The organism is Petrimonas sulfuriphila (assembly GCA_038561985.1).
Taxonomy (GTDB): Bacteria; Bacteroidota; Bacteroidia; order Bacteroidales; family Dysgonomonadaceae; genus Petrimonas; species Petrimonas sulfuriphila.
In genome coordinates, this window is record CP073276.1 from 3591507 (window position 1) to 3605249 (window position 13743).

Consider the following 13743-nt stretch of genomic DNA (forward strand, 5'->3'; position numbering starts at 1 on the left):
AAGGGGATATGTTAAACAAAAAAGCCGTTTATTTGTTAAATTGATAACTAAAAACGATCTTTAATATTTTTAAATTTGTCAACTAAAAAAAACGGAGATAGGTAAAGCAAAAGTATGAAAAAATCGACTATCTGGTTGCTTGCAGTAGTTATGTTCGTAGCTTTCTTCTCGTTGCTATTCCTTCAGGTAAGATATATGAAAGCAAGTATGTCTGTGAGGGAGCAGCAATTTAACGAGATGGTGAAGAGAAGCCTTATTAATGTATCGAGAGATTTGGAACAGGAACAAACCCGGCGATACCTGGAGGAAGATATGCTGGAATCGGAAAACAGGTACTCTCAGTACAAACAGTCCGGATCTTCAACCAACATCGTTACCGAACAAACCCGGGCAACCATTACGAATCCCGATGGAAGTGAAACAAGGATTGAGCAGATCATTCAAAACCAAAGTTCAATAGACGAAATAGGAAGAGGGGGAGTATTTTTATCGCCACGGCACGGCGTAAACACGATCTCAAAAACTTCGTTTGACTTGCAACAATCGTTTTCAAAACGTTACCTGTACGAACAGGCGCTGATGAATGAGGTTATTTTAAAACTCCTGTACAGGGCAAGCAGCGATCCGATTGAGGAACGGATAAACTTTTACGATTTGGACAAATATATCCGGTCAGAGTTGCTAAACAGCGCTTTAAACGTTCCTTACAGTTTTCAGGTCATCGACTTCAACAACAGGATAGTTTATTCTTCACCCGGATTTTCAGCCAGGGATGAAAAATCAACCTATACTCAGATTCTGTTTCCAAACGATCCGCCGTCGAGACTGAACTCGCTGAAAGTATATTTCCCAACAAAAAGGGACTTTGTGTACAGCGAACTCTCATTTTTTGTGCCCTCCATGATTTTTACGTTCATCCTTTTGGTTACGTTCATTTTTACGATTGTGAGTCTGTTCAGGCAAAAACGGCTGTCAGAAATGAAAAACGATTTTATCAACAACATGACTCACGAGCTTAAAACGCCCGTTTCAACCATCTCACTGGCATCACAAATGTTGAAGGACGAATCCATCACCAAATCGCCCGAAGTATTCAAACACGTGGCAGGTGTGATAAACGACGAAACAAAACGATTGAGTTTTCAGGTAGAAAAGGTACTGCAAATGTCGCTGTTCGATAAACAGAAAGCCACATTGAAAATTAAGGAAGTAGATCTGAATGATATCATTGTAAATGTGGCCAACACCCATATATTGAAGGTAGAAAAATTCAATGGAGAACTCGATATCGACCTGCAGGCAGAAAATACGATGGTCAATATCGACGAAATGCACTTTACCAACGTGCTCTTTAATCTGCTCGACAATGCACTGAAGTACAAAAGAGAAGATGTGCCGCCTGTATTGATGATTCGTACCCGGAACGAAGGTAACAAAATCATTATATGGGTAGAAGATAACGGAATTGGGATAAAGAGAGAAGATGTGAAAAAGATATTTGACCGGTTTTATCGCGTTTCCACCGGAAACATTCACGATGTGAAAGGATTTGGATTGGGACTTGCTTACGTGAAGAAAATCGTAACCGACTTGGGAGGTTCAATTCGGGCAGAAAGCGAATTGGGCAAAGGAACAAAATTTATAATAAGTTTACCCGTAATAACACAGAAATAAAATGGAAGAAAAATTAAAACTATTTTTATGCGAAGATGACGAAAATCTTGGCATGTTGCTCAGAGAATATCTGCAGGCAAAAGGATTTGAAACGGACCTTTTCCCCGATGGAGAAGCAGGTTTCAAGGGATTTGTGAAAACAAAGTACGACCTGTGCATTGTTGACGTAATGATGCCCAAGAAAGACGGTATCACGCTGGTAAAGGAAATCAGAAGCATCAACACCGAGATTCCCGTTATATTTTTGACGGCCAAAAACATGAAAGACGATGTGTTGGAAGGATTTAAAGCGGGTGCGGACGACTACATTACCAAGCCATTCAGCATGGAGGAACTGGTACTTCGCATCGAAGCCATCATCCGTCGTGTGAAAGGCAAAAAGTCAAAAGAACAGCAGATTTATAAATTCGGCGAAATGACTTTTGATACGCAAAAGCAAATTCTTTACATCGGAGACGAGCAAACCAAGCTCACAACGAAAGAATCGGAGCTGCTTTCCCTACTTTGCTCACATGCCAACGATATTCTGGAACGCAACCATGCGCTGAAACAGATCTGGGAGGAAGACACCTATTTCAACGCTCGCAGTATGGATGTGTATATCACTAAGTTGCGCAAATTACTGAAACCCGAATCGAACATCGAGATCATCAACATTCACGGCAAAGGATACAAACTTATTGTGCCCACCGAAGATGAAAACGAAAATGCTTGATCCCGAATGAAATACGAAAAAAAGCCGTTCTCAGGAACGGCTTTTTTTGTGCTCTTTCACCCAAAAACCGATGAATATAACTACCTTTGTAAAAAAGTTGAAATGGTACACTCAATGACCGGCTACGGAAAAGCCGCTGTAGAACTTCCGCACAAGAAACTGACCATAGAGATTAAATCTCTGAACAGCAAACAGTTCGATTTATTCACCCGAATTCCAATGATTTACAGGGAAAAAGAAATCGGTTTGCGAAATTGGCTGTCGAAAGAACTGGAACGCGGTAAAATAGACCTGTCGTTTACGGTGGAACATATTTCAAAAGATGTTTCCGCCACTATCGATCACACGCTTTTAAAACAATATCACCAGGAAATAACCGCGCTGTCGCATGAACTCAATATCAGCCTTCCTCAGGATTGGTTCCAGACCTTGCTGCGTTTGCCCGATGTCATGAAACAGGACGCGGAAGAATTGAACGAGGAGGAATGGTCCATCATCGAAAAAACTATTCAAAAAGCAGTAAATGAACTGATCGGATTCCGGGTTCAGGAAGGAGAGATGCTTCGAAACCTGCTGGAGGAAAAAATAGAAAATATCCGCCAATTGCTACAGGAAATAGAACCCTACGAAAGTGAAAGGATCGAAAAAGTAAAATCACGCATTCACGACGGGCTGGCAACACTCGAAAACAAGGAATACGATACCAACCGGTTTGAGCAGGAAATGATTTATTACATCGAGAAGCTGGATGTGAACGAAGAGAAATCGCGCTTAACCAACCATTTGGATTATTTTATAGAAACACTGGACGAGAAAAAATCTCAAGGCAAAAAGCTGGGATTTATTGCACAGGAAATGGGACGCGAAATCAATACATTAGGCTCAAAATCAAACCATAGCGATATGCAGCGGATCGTAGTCCGGATGAAAGACGAACTGGAGCAAATAAAAGAACAGATATTGAATGTTTTATAGTTATGTCAAAACTAATTATATTTTCAGCACCATCGGGAGCAGGTAAATCCACCATCGTACGATACATGCTGGCACAGGATTTAAACTTGCAGTTTTCTATCTCGGCTACCAGCCGCTTACCGCGCGGTGAAGAAAAAAATGGCGTGGAGTATTTTTTTCTCACCCCCCAGGAATTTAAAAACAAGATTGCTGAAGGTGATTTTCTGGAATACGAGGAGGTCTATCCCGATAAATTCTACGGCACGTTAAAAAGTGAAGTAGACCGTATTCTCGCTGAAGGGAAAAACGTGGTTTTTGATATCGACTGTATCGGCGGGCTTAACGTAAAGCAAATATACGGAGACCGTGCATTGAGTATTTTTGTGATGCCACCGTCTGTACAGGTCCTCCGCGAACGACTGGAGAAACGCGGAACCGACTCTCCCGCAATCATTGAAGGGCGCCTGGCAAAAGCCGAATTTGAAATGAGCTATGCCTCCCGGTTCGACCTGATTGTCCTGAACGATGATTTCGACAGGGCAAAAGAAGAAGCATACAAAGCCATTAAAGCGTTTATAGAAAAGGATTAAGGTACGGAAAACCGGAAGTCAAAAGACAATAAACAAAAATCCGTATGAACCGCAGAAAATTAACAGCACTATTTATCGTCCTGCTCACTCCGCTTTTTCTTTATCCTGAGGAGATAAGGAAAGAAACCCGGATTTTCGCCGTAAAAGATCAGCAGGAACTGAAGATGGATATTTATTCTTCCTGTACCTCATCGGTATCCGCCCAGCCGTGCCTGCTGTTTGTTTTCGGGGGCGGGTTTAAGGAAGGAACACGCGATGCCGCACTGTACACCGATTACTTCCGTTATTTTGCAGACAAAGGCTTCCAGGTGGTTTCCATCGATTACCGGTTGGGAATGAAAGGGCAAAAAGCACCCGGCATATTCAACAACAAACCGTTGCAGCATGCTATTGCCCTGGCAGTAGAGGATGTATACTCCGCCACCAATTATTTGCTTCAGCATGCCGGTGAGTTGAATATCGACACTTCAAAAATTATCATCAGTGGTTCAAGTGCTGGCGCGATGACGGTTTTACAGGCAGATTACGAGAAGCGCGACCACCGGGAGACAACAAGAGTATTGCCGGATGGCTTCCAGTATGCCGGCGTGATTGCTTTCGCGGGATCAGTTTTCAGTAAAGAAGGGACTCCTTCCTACGACACGGCTCCCGCCCCCACCCTGTTTTTCCACGGGAGTAAAGACAAGCTGGTTCCCTACAACAAAACCCGATTCTTTAAACTGGGTGTCTTTGGCTCAAAGTCTTTGGCAAAAAGGTTTAAGGAGCAGGGATACCCCTACACTTTTTACACCATGGAAGGTATCGGGCACGATGTGTCGGAATACCCCATGACAGAATTTCTACCGGAAATTGAGCAGTTTATCCGCAATTTTGTTTTCGATAAAAAACAGTGGATGCTCGAAATCTATTTGAAAGATAAATTTCGCAAATCGGATACCTCGACTGATCCGGGAAGTTATTACAAATAAATCCCGAACGTTTCATATGCAAAAATTTCTGGAAAAATACCTGCTTCCGATAGCGATGATCATCGGGATAGCCTTTCACAACCCGTTGGCTATACTGTCACCCATCACCCCGTATCTCCTTTCACTGATGCTTTTTATCACCTACTGTCGCATCTCCTGGAGCGATATACGGTTGACTAAATTCCATTATATTTTGCTGGCTATCCAATACATCGGAAGCGCATTGATCTATCTTGCCGTCAGGCCGTTCAATGAAACACTGGCACAGGCGGTCATGATTTGCGTACTTGCCCCTACAGCCACTTCGGCTCCGGTTGTTGCAAGCATCTTGGGTGGAAACATTGCTTCTGTTGCAGCGTTCTCCATGTTCAGTAATCTTTCCGTGGCCTTTGTAGCCCCGCTTTACCTGTCGCTGATTGGCCAGACGGGTAGTGAGGTTCCGTTTATCACTTCGTTTTGGTACATTTTCCGGAAAGTAGTTCCCATAATTGTTCTCCCCTTTTTCGTGGCCTTGTTTTTGAAGAAAGCATCGCCCGACCTCCACCGGAAAGTCCGCTCGGCGCAAATCGTTTCCTTTTATATCTGGGCGGCAGCCCTTACAGTAGTCATCGGGAACGTGGCCAATTTTGTAATTGCGCAAGACGATGGGAAATACACCCTTGAGATTGTTATCGGGCTCATATCATTAGCCGTTTGCCTATTGCAATTTGGAACAGGACGGATGATCGGGTCTAGATTTGACAGGACCATTGCCGGAGGGCAGGGATTGGGGCAAAAAAACACAATTCTTGCTATCTGGCTTACCCAAACCTATCTGAACCCGATAGCATCACTCGGTCCCGGACTATACGTACTGTGGCAAAATTTGGTAAATTCCTACCAGATCTGGAGAAAAAATAAAAAAACGGAAAAACTGTTTTGAATAAAGCATTATCAGCCATGCAGTCTGAAAAACAAAAAAATCAAACGGAAACAGAAAAAAATCACTTATTGAAGCAAATCAGTTTCATAAAAGAGATTGACCAATTAAAATACATTCAACGTAAAACGAGACTGTTCAACAGCAACAGGCAGGAAAACGATGCTGAACACAGCTGGCACCTGGCCATGATGGCGCTTATCCTGGCAGAACATTCCGACAAGCCGGTTGATATGCTGAAAGTCCTGAAAATGGTGTTGATTCACGATATCGTGGAAATTGACGCAGGCGACACATTCATTTATGACACATCAAAAAATCACACCAATACACAGGAAGAGCTGGCTGCAGCCAAACGCATTTTCGGCCTGTTACCTGAAAAACAAGCCGAAGAATTCGTAGAAATATGGAAAGAATTCGAAGAAGGAACCAGTGATGAAGCAAAGTTTGCCAGATCGATGGACCGGCTCGAACCCTTGCTGCAAAACATCTCCAACAAGGGCGGGACGTGGGTGGAATTCAATGTGGATTACCGGAAAGTGTACGAAAAGAAAAAAGCCATTAAAGAAGGATCTGCCGCCCTCTGGAACTATGCGGAGAACTTGATAAACGACAGTGTAAAAGAAGGTATTCTTAAAAAAAATCCGTAAAAAAATGAACTTCAACCAAATATTCAACTTCCTGGTCCACCTGGAGGCCAACAACAACCGAAACTGGTTCAACGAACATAAAAGCGATTACAACCAGGCACGTGCATCGTTCGAAGCATTTGTCAACACACTTATCGTGCCTCTCAGTCAGCTCGACCCGAGCATCGGAACGATAACTGCTAGTGAATGCATGTTCCGTATTTACCGGGATATTCGTTTCTCGAACGATAAAACACCCTACAAAACCCATTTCAGCGCTTTTATCGCCAATGGCGGAAGAAAAACCCGCATGGCCGGGTATTACGTCCACCTGCAACCCGACGAATCATTTATCGCCGGGGGTATTTATGCTCCCGACCCTACCGTGCTGGAATCTATACGGAACTCGATCTATCAACATCCGGAAGAGATACGCAGGATTTTGGACGACAAACGGTTTTGTGAACTTTTTCCCGCCCTCTCGAACGAGGAAAAGCTCAAAAACCCGCCCAAAGGGTATCCGAAGGATTTCAAGGAGGTTGAGCTGTTGAAAAACAAACACTTTGTGACGCACCGGGCACTCGACAATGAATTTTTCGAGAAGGCGGATGTCATTGGGCGGTTGATGGAATTATTCAAAGTGCAGTATCCGTTCAACGACTTCCTAAACAGAGCAGTACACTAAAAGCTTCATTTCAAATACTTGGCCAGAAACCCCATCATCGCACCGTAAAAATCCATCCGGTTCTCCTCCCGGTAGAATCCGTGTCCTTCATTGTACTTCACCATGTAAGGTACATACAGGCCTTTGGCCCGCAACGCAGTAACAATCTGGTCGGATTCGTTGATGTTCACTCTCGGATCATTCGCCCCCTGCACCACAAAAACCGGACGGATGATCTTGTCGGTTTGGTAAATCGGCGAAACCTCCCGGGCAATTTTTGCCTCTTCGGGATTATCCAGGTCGTACCAAATCTCTTTAGCCATCTCTGTAAGTGGTTTCCAGTACTCGGGAAAAGAGGCAAAAAATGTTTCGATATTGGAAATCCCAACGTAGTCCACGCCACACGTGTAGAGACCGGGAGTCTTGACCAACCCCATCAAGGTGGCGTAACCGCCGTGGCTACCTCCGTAAATGGCAACTTTAGCAGGATCCACCCATCCTTGGCCGATCACATGCTTCACGCCATCCTCCACATCGTCCATCACCTTCCGGCCGATTTGCTTGAAGCCGTTACGCAGAAATTCCTTCCCGTATCCGCCCGATATTCGGAAATTAACCTGCAACGTGGCATACCCACGACTGGCAAAAAGTTGGGCCTCCGGATTAAAGCCCCACGAATCGCGGACTCCCTGCGGGCCGCCATGCGGATTCACTACCAAAGGGACTTTTTCTCCTTCCAGCGCTGCCTTCGGCAAGGTAATGTATCCGTGTAACGTAAGTCCGTCACGGCTTTTAAAAGTGATCGGCTTCATTTCCGCCATGTCGTCGGGATCGAGCTGGGGCATCAGGTCGTACAGCAGGCTGAATTCTCCGGTCCGGACATCGTACTCGTAGTACTTCCCATACACCCTGTCGCTTTGTACCACAATAAGGAACTTCGTTTCATCGTCGTCAAAGTCAGTCACGTAATATTCCACGTCCTTGAATTCGTTAGCCATCTTCCTGGAAAAATCTTTAAAGAACGTGCTCTGGGGCAGAATCACGTATTTTTCTCCCTCGTATGCAAAGTAATCGATTTCGTAATTCCTCTTCCGCGAAAGCCTCATCCCCGAGACATCAAAATGGGGATTGGAAAATACTTTTTTGATTACCTCGTTTTGTTTCAGGTCGTACAGCACAATTTCCGTTTTGTCGGAATCAAGGTTTGTCATCACATACGCATCATCCGGATGGTTACTCGCATAATTAAAGCTCATGATCCCGAAGGTGTCGTCCCACTTCATTTTCTTCAGCAAAGTAAACTTCCCCGACTGTAAGTCTTTGTAATAATATTCCATTTCAACACCGTTCACCATTTTGGTGTAGCCGCGCAAAGTGCCGTCTTTGTCAAAATCATATCCCTGAATGGGGTTGGCCGGATCGTTATTCTCAAAAAGCTTCTCCAGAGCTCCGGTGTTTACATTCAATTTATAGGGTTCAAAAACCTGTTTGTTGTCTTTGTTCATCGAGATGATGATGTAATCTTTCTGGTCTTTCAATTCATTCAACATCATCGCTCTTACCCCTTCAAAGGGAGTCAGGTCCATCAGGTTGCTACCGTCGGTATTTGCCGCATAAATATGGTAGTTCTCGTTGCCGCCCTTATCCATGACAAATATCAAACGGCTGTCGTTTACCCACCCGTAACCCTTAATAGGCTCCTCCTTCTCTTCAATGGCCCGGGTGACCTTGCCGGTGGCGATCTCTTTTATATACACGTGATTTTTCAACCCATCCTTCTCCATATACGACAAATATTTGCCGTTCGGCGAAAGCTGAAAAGAAGAGGCTTTCGGCTTGGCGAAATAATCCTCCACCCTGTATTTGTAATCTCCCTTGTCGGATAGCTTCAAGGCTTGCAGTTCCTCTTCGGACGAAACCAAGGACGTAATTCCAGGTAGCTTGCTCTCAAATCTTTTTAAGGTCAGCGGCAACGACATTCCGGCTTGTTCGTAATTTCCAACGATGCTGTCGCCTTGTAGTGCTCCGTTATAGATGATTTGCGCCGCCGATACTCCCAGCTTAATTGTTTTTCCGTCAGTTTCCACCTTGTCCACCGGAATTCCCGTTGCGCCCTGCACGGGCACATCCAGCGTGCCGGAATAACTTCCGTTTTCTTCGGCCAGATGAAAAATAAGATCGAGGTTCATTCCTTGAACCGATAAGGTTCCCTTCCAGTCTCCTGAAACACTTTGTGCATTTACACCCATAAAAACAACAGTTGTTAAGGCAATGATGATGCCCGTTTTTTTAAATAGATTCATGATACTTGGTTTTTACTATAAAACAATCGATCAAATAAATTGTTTTGGACACAGGAACCACGTATTATAGTTCCACTGCGGATAATTCCGCCAAAGCCTGCTCGTAATCGCGCTCAACTACCAACGCTTGTATAACGGCATCGTAATAATACCCGATCTCCATCAGGTAATCCAGCAAGGAAATTTCTCCGCTGTCCAGCGCTTTTTTCAGGAGCGCGTCGTTCCTGTTTTCCGTTATCGACCGGCGAAGTTCCAATGCGTTTTGCTGCAATATCGATGCTTTATGGTAAAGGCCCTGCAGCCGGGTATAGAACTGTAGCCGGGTATCCTCCAGTGCCGTTTCCGAAGCCTTTACCTGGGCCTGTGCATGCCGTTGCCTGTTCTTGTTCTCCCAAAGCGGGATGGAGACTCCCAGCGTAATACCCCGGAATTGCTCTCCAACCACTGTTTCACTCATATACCCGGTTGTGAACTTAGGCAACGACAAGGCACGGCTCAGCTTTACCTGTTCCTTTCCTATATTGACTTCTCCTTTTACGTATTGCAATACGGGATTCTTCGCTTCCGCGTTCGAATACCATTCTTCGAAATCTGCAGGAAGTACCGGAGGAGTGAACTCATCCTGTGTAAAAAAGATTTCCTTTCCGCCGTTCATTCTTTTCAGTTCAGCCAGCAAAGCTACCTGTTCAGCCTCTACCTTTGCCCGTTCGGTTTGTATGGCGGTCAGGTTCAGCTTGGCCTTATTGTACTCGAGAATATCCGCATCACCCTTATCCAACCTGATGCGGTAAGTGTCCGCAATCCTTTGTGCATTCTCCAGGCGTATCCCATATTCTTTTGCCAGGGCATTGTAATGCACCAGATCAATACAGGTTTGCTTGGCTTGAAGCAACAAGCGGGTTCGTTCTGCCTTGTAAGCGAGATCGGCATTCCTGCTTTGCAGGTCGCCAATGTTTCTGCGATGGCCGTAAGCCGTTGGAAAATCAAAGGACTGAGTAACCGCAAGATCGGTACGACGGCCGATAGCCGCGGGATTTCCCCAAAGGTAATTGAATTCAACTTCCGGATTAGAGATATAGATCCCGGTACGGTTTTCGATTTTCTGCGCTTCCGTTTGTTCCCGTAATGCAGCCAAGGTGGTATTATTTGTTTCAATACGCTGCAAAACAGCGGTATATCTGTCTTGGGCAAGAGCCACAAAAGGAGCAATATAAAGGATGATAAAAATAAAAGCTTTCATTTTTTTCTTTTTTTCTCTATTGTTTCATACACGATGGGAACAATAAAAATATTCAGGAGAGTGGAGGTAAGCAAACCGCCCAGCACAACTACAGCCATGGGGCTTTGGATTTCATTTCCGGGTTTCCCGCCCTGAAAAACAAGGGGTACAAGAGCCAGAGCAGCCGTGAGCGCAGTCATCAGAATGGGGTTAAGACGATCGGTGGAACCGTGCAACACCCTTTGGTGAAGAGGCTCCCCATCCTGCTGCATGTGCTGATACCTCGATATCAGCAAGATTCCATTTCGCGTGGCAATACCAAAAAGGGTAATAAAACCGATGATGGACGGTATGCTGATAACACCGGAAGTAAAAAACACAGCCAGGACCCCACCAATCAATGCCAGCGGAAGGTTGAGCAAAACGATGGCCGAGAGAGTCAGGTCCTTGAATTCTCCGTACAGCAGCAAGAAGATGACACAAACTGCCAGAAGCGATGCAATCAATAACGTGCGTGTAGCGTTTGCCGCTGTCTCAAACTGCCCACCGTACTCAATCCTATAGCCTTCGGGCAAGACGACATTCTCCTCAATGTTTTGCCGGATATCATCCACCACACTTTTCAAGTCGCGTCCCGACGTATTTGCGGAAACGACAATCTTGCGCTGCACATTTTCACGCGAAATACTGCTTGGGCCGCCAACTGAAACAATATCGGCAATCTCTTCCAGCGGCACTTTGCGGCCGCTGCCCACATCAATCAACGCCGAACGGACCCGATCGATACTTTCGGTGTAGTTCCCGTTCAGCCGCAAGATCAGCTCAAAGCTACGCTGCCCTTCGTAAATATCGGCTAACTTCTCCCCGGCAAAGGCCAGTTCCACAAACCGGTTAAAGTCTTCTACCGAGATACCGTACTTCGAGAGCATTCCCCTGTTAGCCCTCAGTTGCAGTTGCGGCGTCTCCGTCTGTTGCTCCACCGAAACATCCACCAAGCCGTCAATCCCTTTTATCGAGTGTTGAATCTGGTTGCCCAGCATAAACAAATCGCTCAGGTCGGTACCGAAAAGCTTTATGGCTATGCTTGCCCGCGTTCCCGAGAGCATATGATCAATGCGGTGTCCGAGCGGTTGTCCCACGGTCACCGCCATTCCGGGGACAGCCGCCAATACGTTGCGGACCTCCTTCATAAACTCCTCGTTGCTCCTTTTTGTCAATCTGAACTGCACATCAATCTCGGAGCTGTTGCTCGTCTGCGAATGTTCGTCCAGTTCACCACGTCCGGTACGACGTGCAGTGCTGGCCACCTCCGGGATCTTCAGCAACTCTGTTTCCATCAGGTCTCCCAACCGGTTGGTTTCCTCCAGCGAAACTCCGGGTTTGGTCACTGCCGTTATTACCAGGGCTCCCTCGTTAAATTCCGGCAAGAAACTTCGCCCCATGGTAAAGAACAAGCCAACCGAAACCAGAAACAAGCCAATCGTAGGATAAAGCACCTTCTTCTTGTTCCGGAGCACCCATTCGAGTGATTTTTCATAAAGGCTTGTCAGCCTGACCGTCAGCCAGCTGTCTGCTTTGTTTTTATCCAGGTACTTTTCGTTGGAGAGCAACAGTTTGCACATCAGCGGAGTGACTGTCATGGCGACAATCAACGACATAAACAGCGCGACGATAAATGCAACACCAAGCGGTTTCAGCATACGTCCTTCCATTCCGGTAAGGAAGAACAACGGAATAAAGGCCACCATAATAATCAATGTCGCATTAAGAATGGATGCGCGAATTTCAATGGACGCGTTCAACACAATATCAAATACCGGCCTCCTCTCTTCCCGGGGCTTTCGATGGTTTTGTCTTAACCGCTTATACACGTTCTCCACATCAATAATGGCATCATCCACCAGTGAACCGATGGCAATAGTCATTCCTCCCAATGTCATCGTGTTGATGTTCATCCCCAGAAAGTGCAGGACGATAACCGTTCCGAACAATGAAAGCGGGATGGCCACGATGGAGATGATCGTCGTGCGAAAACTCGCTAAAAAAAGAAAAAGGATGACAACCACAAACAGCGCTCCTTCTAACATAGCGCTCCCCACATTTCTGACAGATGATTCAATAAAATCGGCCTGACGGAATATCCGGGTATTCATAACCACATCCCGAGGCAACGACTTTCCAATCTCCCCCAGGTTCTTTTCAATATTTTCAGTTACTTTTAACGTGTTGATGTTGGGTTGTTTGGAAACGGCTATTATCACAGCAGGTTCAGCATTCTCGGAAGCGTATCCGTACTTCACCGCGCTCCCGATCACTACCTCTGCCACATCAGACACTACAACGGGCCGGTTGTTCACGGTTTTAATGTGCGTGTTCCCCAGTTCCTCCAGGTCGTTGGAACGGGCCATTCCTCGAATCATGTATTCGTTTCCAAAGTCGCGGACAACACCTCCCGATGAGTTAGCGCTAAAACTTCTCCCGGCCTGAGCCAGTTCATTCATGCTCACTCCCAGAAAATCCATCTTCTGCGGATCGGCCAGGAGCTGGTACTGCTTGTAATCCCCTCCAATAATCGTAACCTGTGAGACGCCTCCCGTCGCCAGGATTGCCGGCTTCACCACCCACTCCGCTAAAGTACGCAATTCCATCTGCGAGGTGCTGTCGGACTTCAATCCGATAAAAAGGATTTCGCCCATAATGCTCGACTGTGGGGCGAGTACCGGAACAATACCTTCGGGCAATACGCTGCCCAACGTAACCATTTTCTCGCTCACCACCTGGCGCGCTTTAAAAATATCGGCACCCCAGTCAAATTCAACCCAGACAAAGGAGTATCCCTGCATCGACGCCGAGCGTACGCGGCGTACGTTGGTAGCACCGTTTACGGAAGTTTCAATGTGAAAAGTCACCAAACGCTCAACCTCCTCGGCAGACATGCCGTGGGCATCCGTCATAACAGCAACAGTAGGGGCAGTCAGATCAGGGAACACATCCACATCCATCTTCTGGGTCGTGAATAAACCGCCCACAATGAGAAGAACCGCACCCAACAACACAAAAAGCTTGTTGTTGAGTGAATAGTTTATTATCTTATTCAGCATAATTCAG

At 45.9% G+C, this 13743-nt stretch carries 11 protein-coding genes; 8 read left to right on the plus strand and 3 right to left on the minus strand.

From position 1 onward, the window contains the following. Positions 1-114: 114 nt before the first annotated feature. The 8 genes from KCV26_15255 to KCV26_15290 all read left to right on the plus strand — a co-directional run bounded on the left by KCV26_15255 (position 115) and on the right by KCV26_15290 (position 7134). Positions 115-1674, plus strand: coding sequence for a HAMP domain-containing histidine kinase (locus tag KCV26_15255; GenBank protein ID WZX36630.1), 1560 nt, complete (start codon positions 115-117; stop codon positions 1672-1674). Between the two features lies 1 nt (position 1675). Next, on the plus strand, positions 1676-2389 hold the full coding sequence (locus KCV26_15260; protein ID WZX36631.1) for a response regulator transcription factor: 714 nt from the start codon (positions 1676-1678) through the stop codon (positions 2387-2389). Positions 2390-2491: 102 nt separating this feature from the next. Continuing rightward, complete coding sequence (locus KCV26_15265) at positions 2492-3364, plus strand: YicC family protein (GenBank protein ID WZX38411.1); 873 nt, start codon at positions 2492-2494, stop codon at positions 3362-3364. A gap of 2 nt (positions 3365-3366) precedes the next feature. Beyond that, positions 3367-3933, plus strand: a complete 567-nt coding sequence (gmk, locus tag KCV26_15270; GenBank protein ID WZX36632.1) for a guanylate kinase — start codon at positions 3367-3369, stop codon at positions 3931-3933. Positions 3934-3977: 44 nt separating this feature from the next. Continuing rightward, positions 3978-4901, plus strand: a complete 924-nt coding sequence (locus KCV26_15275) for an alpha/beta hydrolase (GenBank protein ID WZX36633.1) — start codon at positions 3978-3980, stop codon at positions 4899-4901. A 16-nt stretch (positions 4902-4917) separates the two neighbouring features. Continuing rightward, a complete protein-coding gene (locus KCV26_15280) occupies positions 4918-5823 on the plus strand; it encodes a transporter (protein WZX36634.1) in 906 nt (301 codons plus the stop codon). Positions 5824-5840: 17 nt separating this feature from the next. Next, the gene (locus KCV26_15285; GenBank protein ID WZX38412.1) at positions 5841-6470 is read left to right on the plus strand and encodes an HD domain-containing protein; all 630 of its coding nucleotides are present in this window, start codon (positions 5841-5843) and stop codon (positions 6468-6470) included. A gap of 4 nt (positions 6471-6474) precedes the next feature. Next, positions 6475-7134, plus strand: a complete 660-nt coding sequence (locus tag KCV26_15290; protein ID WZX36635.1) for a DUF2461 domain-containing protein — start codon at positions 6475-6477, stop codon at positions 7132-7134. A gap of 5 nt (positions 7135-7139) precedes the next feature. Here the strand turns inward: KCV26_15290 and KCV26_15295 are convergent, their stop codons facing one another. The 3 genes from KCV26_15295 to KCV26_15305 form a co-directional block, all read right to left on the minus strand. Beyond that, positions 7140-9362, minus strand: coding sequence for a S9 family peptidase (locus KCV26_15295; protein WZX38413.1), 2223 nt, complete (start codon positions 9360-9362; stop codon positions 7140-7142). Between the two features lie 118 nt (positions 9363-9480). Next, a complete protein-coding gene (locus KCV26_15300; GenBank protein WZX36636.1) occupies positions 9481-10656 on the minus strand; it encodes a TolC family protein in 1176 nt (391 codons plus the stop codon). Beyond that, positions 10653-13736 carry an efflux RND transporter permease subunit gene (locus tag KCV26_15305; GenBank protein WZX36637.1) on the minus strand — a complete coding sequence of 1028 codons (3084 nt, stop codon included), beginning with the start codon at positions 13734-13736 and terminating at the stop codon, positions 10653-10655. Before KCV26_15305 ends, KCV26_15300 begins: the two co-directional genes overlap by 4 nt. Between the last annotated feature and the right edge of the window lie 7 nt (positions 13737-13743).

Bases quoted from the DNA above. Each gene is read 5' to 3' on its own strand.
- KCV26_15305 (WZX36637.1), bottom strand. From the start codon at position 13,736: ATGCTGAATAAGATAATAAACTATTCACTCAACAACAAGCTTTTTGTG.
- KCV26_15255 (WZX36630.1), top strand. From the start codon at position 115: ATGAAAAAATCGACTATCTGGTTGCTTGCAGTAGTTATGTTCGTAGCT.
- KCV26_15265 (WZX38411.1), top strand. From the start codon at position 2,492: ATGGTACACTCAATGACCGGCTACGGAAAAGCCGCTGTAGAACTTCCG.
- KCV26_15295 (WZX38413.1), bottom strand. From the start codon at position 9,362: ATGGGTGTAAATGCACAAAGTGTTTCAGGAGACTGGAAGGGAACCTTA.
- KCV26_15290 (WZX36635.1), top strand. From the start codon at position 6,475: ATGAACTTCAACCAAATATTCAACTTCCTGGTCCACCTGGAGGCCAAC.
- KCV26_15260 (WZX36631.1), top strand. From the start codon at position 1,676: ATGGAAGAAAAATTAAAACTATTTTTATGCGAAGATGACGAAAATCTT.
- KCV26_15275 (WZX36633.1), top strand. From the start codon at position 3,978: ATGAACCGCAGAAAATTAACAGCACTATTTATCGTCCTGCTCACTCCG.
- KCV26_15280 (WZX36634.1), top strand. From the start codon at position 4,918: ATGCAAAAATTTCTGGAAAAATACCTGCTTCCGATAGCGATGATCATC.
- KCV26_15285 (WZX38412.1), top strand. From the start codon at position 5,841: ATGCAGTCTGAAAAACAAAAAAATCAAACGGAAACAGAAAAAAATCAC.
- KCV26_15300 (WZX36636.1), bottom strand. From the start codon at position 10,656: ATGAAAGCTTTTATTTTTATCATCCTTTATATTGCTCCTTTTGTGGCT.
- gmk (WZX36632.1), top strand. From the start codon at position 3,367: ATGTCAAAACTAATTATATTTTCAGCACCATCGGGAGCAGGTAAATCC.